The organism is Metabacillus niabensis (genome assembly GCF_902829255.1).
In the GTDB taxonomy this organism is placed as follows: Bacteria; Bacillota; Bacilli; order Bacillales; family Bacillaceae; genus Metabacillus; species Metabacillus niabensis.
In genome coordinates this window covers 1-6,603 of the sequence record NZ_CADEPK010000094.1, presented here as the reverse complement: position 1 = coordinate 6,603, position 6,603 = coordinate 1, and the positions used below count along the sequence as shown (strand labels likewise).

The 6,603-nt window shown below is 34.2% G+C and carries 9 protein-coding genes; all 9 read right to left on the bottom strand.

Annotation, left to right across the window (positions count from 1 at the left end):
• Positions 1-233: 233 nt before the first annotated feature.
• Positions 234-1,316, bottom strand: coding sequence for a flagellar biosynthesis protein FlhB (gene flhB / locus HU235_RS09480; protein ID WP_174880057.1), 1,083 nt, complete (start codon positions 1,314-1,316; stop codon positions 234-236).
• Entirely contained in the window at positions 1,303-2,094 is a 792-nt protein-coding gene (fliR, locus tag HU235_RS09475) for a flagellar biosynthetic protein FliR (RefSeq protein WP_174880056.1), read from the bottom strand. Before fliR ends, flhB begins: the two co-directional genes overlap by 14 nt.
• Before the next feature lie 2 nt (positions 2,095-2,096).
• Positions 2,097-2,366: a flagellar biosynthesis protein FliQ gene (fliQ, locus tag HU235_RS09470; protein ID WP_095298205.1), complete on the bottom strand. Its 270-nt coding sequence runs from the start codon at positions 2,364-2,366 to the stop codon at positions 2,097-2,099.
• A gap of 15 nt (positions 2,367-2,381) precedes the next feature.
• Positions 2,382-3,047, bottom strand: a complete 666-nt coding sequence (gene fliP, locus HU235_RS09465; RefSeq protein WP_095298207.1) for a flagellar type III secretion system pore protein FliP — start codon at positions 3,045-3,047, stop codon at positions 2,382-2,384.
• A complete protein-coding gene (gene fliO, locus HU235_RS09460; protein WP_174880055.1) occupies positions 3,040-3,654 on the bottom strand; it encodes a flagellar biosynthetic protein FliO in 615 nt (204 codons plus the stop codon). Before fliO ends, fliP begins: the two co-directional genes overlap by 8 nt.
• Before the next feature lie 107 nt (positions 3,655-3,761).
• Positions 3,762-4,124 carry a response regulator gene (locus HU235_RS09455; protein ID WP_095298211.1) on the bottom strand — a complete coding sequence of 121 codons (363 nt, stop codon included), beginning with the start codon at positions 4,122-4,124 and terminating at the stop codon, positions 3,762-3,764.
• Positions 4,125-4,148: 24 nt separating this feature from the next.
• Complete coding sequence (gene fliY, locus HU235_RS09450) at positions 4,149-5,378, bottom strand: flagellar motor switch phosphatase FliY (protein ID WP_174880054.1); 1,230 nt, start codon at positions 5,376-5,378, stop codon at positions 4,149-4,151.
• A complete protein-coding gene (fliM, locus tag HU235_RS09445) occupies positions 5,368-6,366 on the bottom strand; it encodes a flagellar motor switch protein FliM (protein ID WP_095298214.1) in 999 nt (332 codons plus the stop codon). Before fliM ends, fliY begins: the two co-directional genes overlap by 11 nt.
• A 31-nt stretch (positions 6,367-6,397) precedes the next feature.
• Positions 6,398-6,603 (bottom strand): flagellar basal body-associated FliL family protein (locus HU235_RS09440; RefSeq protein WP_174880053.1); only part of this gene is annotated, 206 nt, incomplete at its 5' end.

The following is a 6,603-nucleotide window of genomic DNA, read 5'->3' as shown; positions in this document are numbered from 1 at the left end:
GCAAGAGATATATTAATAATAATTAAAAAACTTAATAACCATCCCGGAAAAGGTATGATAAGCATAGCAACAATTAAAATAACACTTAATAAAACTGATAAATCTCTTGCTTTCATGTTTTTTCTCTCCTTAGTACCAAATAAACATGGTGTTATATTGGTTGCAATTGCTAAAATTTAAAAACAACATTCTTTCTTTCTTACTATCTGACAAGCTTTTATATAATAAATCAATTAAATGATCGATTTAGATTGGTATACATAGGCGATAATCTCTGCCACTGCTTGGAAAAACTCTTCAGGAACCGCTTGTCCAATATCTACTTGAGCGTATAATGCCCTTGCTAGAGGTCGATTTTCCACCATCATGACATCGTTAGCTTTAGCGATTTCTTTTATTTTTTGTGCAACCAAGTCCACACCCATTGCAACAACATATGGTGCATCCATTTTTGATTCGTCATATTTTAAAGCTATGGCATAATGAGTAGGGTTTGTAATGACAACATCAGCAGTTGGTATCTCCTGCATCATTCTCCTCATTGACATCTCCCTTTGCCTTTGCTTAATTTTCGATTTTATCAGTGGGTCACCTTCAGATTTTTTATATTCATCTTTAATATCTTGCTTAGACATCCTCAGATTTTTTTCATAATCATATCTTTGGTATAAATAGTCTAATAGAGCAAGTAAAAGCAATGCTCCTGAAGCATATAAACCCATCTTTAATGTAAGTGATGCGATAAATGTAAATGATTGTTCAACGGTCATTTGCGACAAACGTAATACGTTATCCATCTCTAACCAAATCACCATAAACGTTACAAAACCTACAAATGATATTTTTAATAATGATTTTAATAATTCTACTAATGCACGAATTGAATAGATTCGTTTAAAGCCTTGTATTGGATCTAATTTATTTAACTTCATTTGAATGGATTCTGTTGAAAATAAAAAACCAACCTGTAAATAATTCGCTAAAACTCCAGCAACTATTGCAACGAGCATGATCGGAGCTAAAATGATTCCTGCTTGATAAACAATTGTTGAAAATAAATTTTGGATATTTTGACTCGTAATATCCATGAGTAAGTAATCTTGGAAAATCCCTCTCATCATTTTGATGATTCCGTCTCTCATAAACGTACCGATAAATAAGAAAGATAGAAATATCGTTAACAATGATAATGCGGTATTAACATCAGCACTTTTCGCTACTTGTCCCTTTTTTCTAGCATCTGCCTTTTTCCGTGGTGTTGCCTTCTCTGTCTTCTCTCCAGAAAAGAATTGTAAATCTAACTTAATTAGTTCCATTACCTATTCCTCCAAACAACTCCATAAGGCCACGCATTGTATAGGTCATTGTTTCAAAAAGGTGCTGCATTAGGACAAATAATGCACCCATGACTAAAATGAGCATAATAAAGCTAACTCCGACCTTTAAAGGCAAGCCAACTACAAAAATATTAAGCTGTGGAACAGTTCTCGCTACAATACCTAACGCTATATCGACCAAAAACAACGATCCAACGACAGGAATCGACATTTGAAAGGCAATGAGAAACATCGAGTTAAAAGATTGGACAATAAACTCAACGACATTTTCATTCCCTAATGGTAAATAAAGTTGATCGATTGGAACAAATTGATAACTATAAAAAACACCATCTAATAAAAGGTGATGTGCATTTATACTAATCATTAAAAGAAGTGCAAATGTATATAAAAATTGACCTATTAATGGACTTTGTACCCCGGTTTGCGGGTCAATCACATTTGCGATCGCAAAACCCATTTGAAAATCAATGAAGCTTCCTGCAATTTGAACTGCTGCAATAATAAAATAAGCAGAAAAACCAATGAGTAATCCAAATAGTGCCTCTTTTAAGATAAGCATGAAAAAATGTCCATCAATTTCGATAGTAGGTAAATCCAATGTAAAAAACATAATCCAAGCAAGAAAAAAGGAAAACCCAATTTTGTGGATATTTGGGATATTTCGATACGAAAAAAATGGCAGTGTTACAAAAAATGCTGTAATTCTAATAAACACTAATAAAAATCCAGGAAAATTTTCAATAATTGTTGTCATGTTTATCCCACAAACCTATTTAAGTTACCAAATATATCTTTTGCATAAGATACGATTGTTGTAAGCATCCATGGTCCGAAGAAAATTAAGCCGAATAATACCGCCACAATTTTCGGAATAAATGCAAGGGTCTGTTCTTGAATTTGCGTTGTAGCCTGAAAAATACTAACAACTAATCCAATCACCAATGCAATTAGAAGTAATGGACCACATATCATTAATGTTGTATATACAGCTTTTTCTGCTAAAGAAATGACAAACTCTGAACTCATATGTCCTCACCCATTCTAGAAGCTTTGTAGCAACGATTTTATTATTAAATACCAACCATCTACTAAAACGAATAGCAATATTTTAAATGGTAGTGAAATCATAACAGGCGGTAACATCATCATCCCCATCGACATTAGAACACTCGCTACTACCATATCAATAACTAAAAATGGAATAAAAATCATAAACCCAATTTGAAAGGCCGTTTTTATTTCACTTATCGCAAATGCAGGTACTAATGCGGTTAATGGAATGTCTTCTATAGAAGATGGATTTTCAATTCCTGCATAATTAAGAAAGAGCGCCAAATCTTTATGCCTCGTATGCTTACTCATAAATTCCTTAAACGGCACCGCAGCACGTTCGTATGCCTCTTCTAAATCAATTTCTTCATTAAATAATGGCGTTAGTGCCTGTTCATTTACTTCGGAAAAAGTAGGTGCCATAATAAAAAATGTCAAAAACAATGCTATGCCTAACAATACTTGATTCGGTGGCATTGATTGAGTAGCAAGAGAAGTACGAACAAAAGATAGAACAATGATAATTCTTGTGAAACAGGTCATTAAGATTAAAATACTCGGGGCTATAGACAGAACCGTTAGCAATAATAGTAATTTCACAGAGGTGCTAACATTTTCTGGATCACTATTATTAAAAAACTCCATAAATTCATTCATTCTTGTTTAATCCCTTTCTTTTCACTTCTTCTAACTGTTTCGTACGTTCTTTTTTTAAATTATCTAATTGTTCCTTAAAGGCTTTTGAAAATGAAGTACCGTTCTCATTAGCAGATTGCTTTTGCTTATTTTGAGTTAGATAAGTTGAAAGTTTTTGTACTATATCTTTCGGGGCAACAATTTGCTCTTGCTTTTGCTCAAAAGCTTCTATCAATTCTTTTCTCTCTTTCTCATCTTCTATTTCTTTTAATAGAGAAATCGAATCCCCTACACCTACTACTAACACTCGCTCTCCAACCTTAACCATTTGTATCGATTTATTTTGACCTAAGCTTGTTCCTCCAAGATTAATCATTGATTGCCCTTGTTGAGCGAATCTATTTCGTTTCGTGACAAATTTCAATAAAAAATAGATTAAAAAGAGTACAAAAGCTAAGGCAATAAACATTTTGATAAAATCAAAGGCTGTTACACTAAGCGCATCATTGTTTTCAGTTTGCTCCGTATTCGGTTGCGGATTTTCCTCTGTTTCTAGATTTTTAGCATTTTCACTTTTATCTTTCGTTTGCTCTTCTTTATTTAAATTTTGCCATACACTATCATTCATTGAGTCCTCCGCAAGAACCCTTAATGATGCCTGCGGAGAAAAAAGAATAAGTGTCATAATAATCAATATGAAGTAATATCTTCTATGAAGCAATTTCACTCCACCTTTTAGCTTAATGTTTTACCAATAGCCTCTAACACACGGTCTGCTTGGAAAGGTTTTACAATAAAATCTTTTGCTCCTGCTTGAATTGCATCAATAACCATTGCCTGCTGCCCCATTGCTGAGCACATAATAATTTTCGCATTAGGATTAATTTCTTTAATCGCTTTTAATGCTGCAATTCCATCCATTTCTGGCATCGTAATATCCATTGTTACTAAATCAGGTTGATGCTCTTTATATTTTTCTACAGCTTGCGCACCGTCAGCAGCCTCTGCAACAACCTCATAGCCATTTTTCGTTAAAATATCTTTAATCATCATTCTCATAAATGCTGCATCGTCAACAATCATAATTTTGTGTGCCATAGTTCCCCACTCCTAAAACATATATTATTTAAGTTTATTTAATCGTTCAGTTTGACTTATAATATCCGTTACACGGACACCAAAGTTTTCATCAATTACAACTACTTCACCTTTAGCAACAATTTTACTATTTACCAGAATATCTACTGGCTCACCAGCAAGTTTATCTAATTCAATAATTGAACCTGAAGATAATTCCAATATTTCCTTTACAGACCGTTTTGTTCTTCCTAGCTCAACGGTAACTTGTAAAGGAATATCAAGTAGCATATCAAGATTTTGAATATCTTGCTGTTGATATTGCATTGGTTCAAAGGAAGTAAATTCCGCTGGTTTTACATTTACTGTAGGTTGTGTTGCTCTTCCTTGATTATATTGTGGCTGTGTAGCATAAGCTTGTTGATTTGTTTGCCCCATTGCTTGCTGTGAATGAGAGATTGGTTGCTGTGCTTGATAATTCAACTGAGCTTGTCCAGAATAATTTTGCTCATGGTGAACAACTGGTTCAGGCTGAACTTCCCTCACTGCTTCAGCTGTTGCAGCCACCTCTTCCTTAGGATTAATTAGTTCTTCTATTAAACTCTTAGCAAAATATAATGGTAATAATTGCATAATACTTGAATCAATTAATGTACCAATTTTTAATCGAAATGAAACTTGAACAAGTAAATCCTCATCAGGAATTGTTTTAGCTTCATCTGTTTCATTTGCATCAAGTAGTTCAACACTTGGTGGTGAAATATCAACCTTTTTATTAAAGATAGTTGACATTGATGTGGCAGCAGATCCCATCATTTGGTTCATTGCTTCCTGAACGGCACTAACTTGGATTTCCCCTAACATTTCACTAGGATTTGTTCCATCGCCACCAATCATTAAATCTGCAATGATTGCTGCATCGCTTTGTTTAATTACTAGTAAATTACTTCCAGAAAAACCTTCCGTATAGTTAACTTCAATCGCAACATATGGATGCTGGAATTGCTCACCTAGTTTGCTTTTTTGTACGACAGAAACAGTTGGTGTTGTTATTTCTACCTTTTGCTGCAATAAGGTGGAGAGTGCAGTTGCAGAGCTTCCGAAAGAAATATTTCCAATTTCTCCGATTGCATCCTCTTCCATTGCATTAAAATAATCCTCATTTTTCAACGTATTTTCTTCATTTGCTTCCTCAGGAGTTTCACCATCGTCACTTCCTGCTCCTTTTAGTAGAGCATCGATTTCATCCTGAGATAACATATCATTACTCACCATCTTCGTCACCTCTTGATAAGTGGTCAATAATTTGAACCGCTAATTTTTTGTTTAATTTTCCAGGCTGTCCAGTAAACTTTGGTTTATCACCTATTTTAACCACTAATGGCTGAGTGATGGAGCGTTCTAATTGTATGACGTCCCCAATTTGTAGCTGCAGAAAATCCTGGATGGCTAATTCAGATGACCCAAGCTCTGCAGAAATTGTGATGTCAGCTAATTGAATATGCTTTTTCAATGCTTCAATTTCGTTAGGCTTTGGTTCTTTCCTATCCGATTGCATCCAATAATGTACAGATAGTCTCGGAATAATCGGTTCAAGAACGACATGTGGAATACACAAATTAATCATTCCACTTGTTTCTCCAACCTGAATGTTTAAAGATATGACCACAACTGTTTCATTCGGTGATACCATTTGTAAAAACTGTGGATTTACTTCGAACTCTTCCATAACGGGTTCAATCTCAACAATCGATTCCCATGCTTCCTGATAATTATCTAATGATTTTTCAAAGATATTCGAAATGATTTTTGTTTCAATTTCAGTTAAATTATCAATTTTATTAACATTTGAGCCAAGGCCCCCCATAATTCGATCCATCATGGCGTATGCTATATTAGGGTTGACTTCCATTAAAACTCGTCCTTCTAATGGTTGCATCTCAAAAACATTTAATACAGTCATTTTAGGAATGGATCGGATAAATTCCTCATAAGGTAACTGGTCTACTGAACCGACTGTAATTTGAATATAAGTCCGTAACTGTGCGGAAAAATATGTTGTTAGCAATCGGGCAAAGTTATCATGAATTCTTGTTAAACTTCGGATCTGATCCTTGGAAAAGCGCAATGCTCTTTTAAAGTCATAGACTTTTACTTTTTTGCTTGACTCTTCCTTTTTTAGCTCATCAGCATCCATTTCACCAGTTGAAATGGCAGAGAGTAAGGCATCAATTTCATTTTGTGATAGGATATCACCTGCCAAAGTTTTCACCTCCTAATTATTGTATTCTTTATTATTGAAGGATATAGGAAGTGGTATAAACCTTATTGACCTTGCCTTCTTGCATTAGCTTATTCGTTTTTTCCTTAATTTTTTCTTTTAGTTCGTTCATACCTTCATTACCATCAAGTTGTTCTGCCGACATAGTCGATAATTCTGAAATAATTAAATCATTAACTTGAAACACTCGTTGCTCAAGCTCTTCTTTTGCTTTCTTAG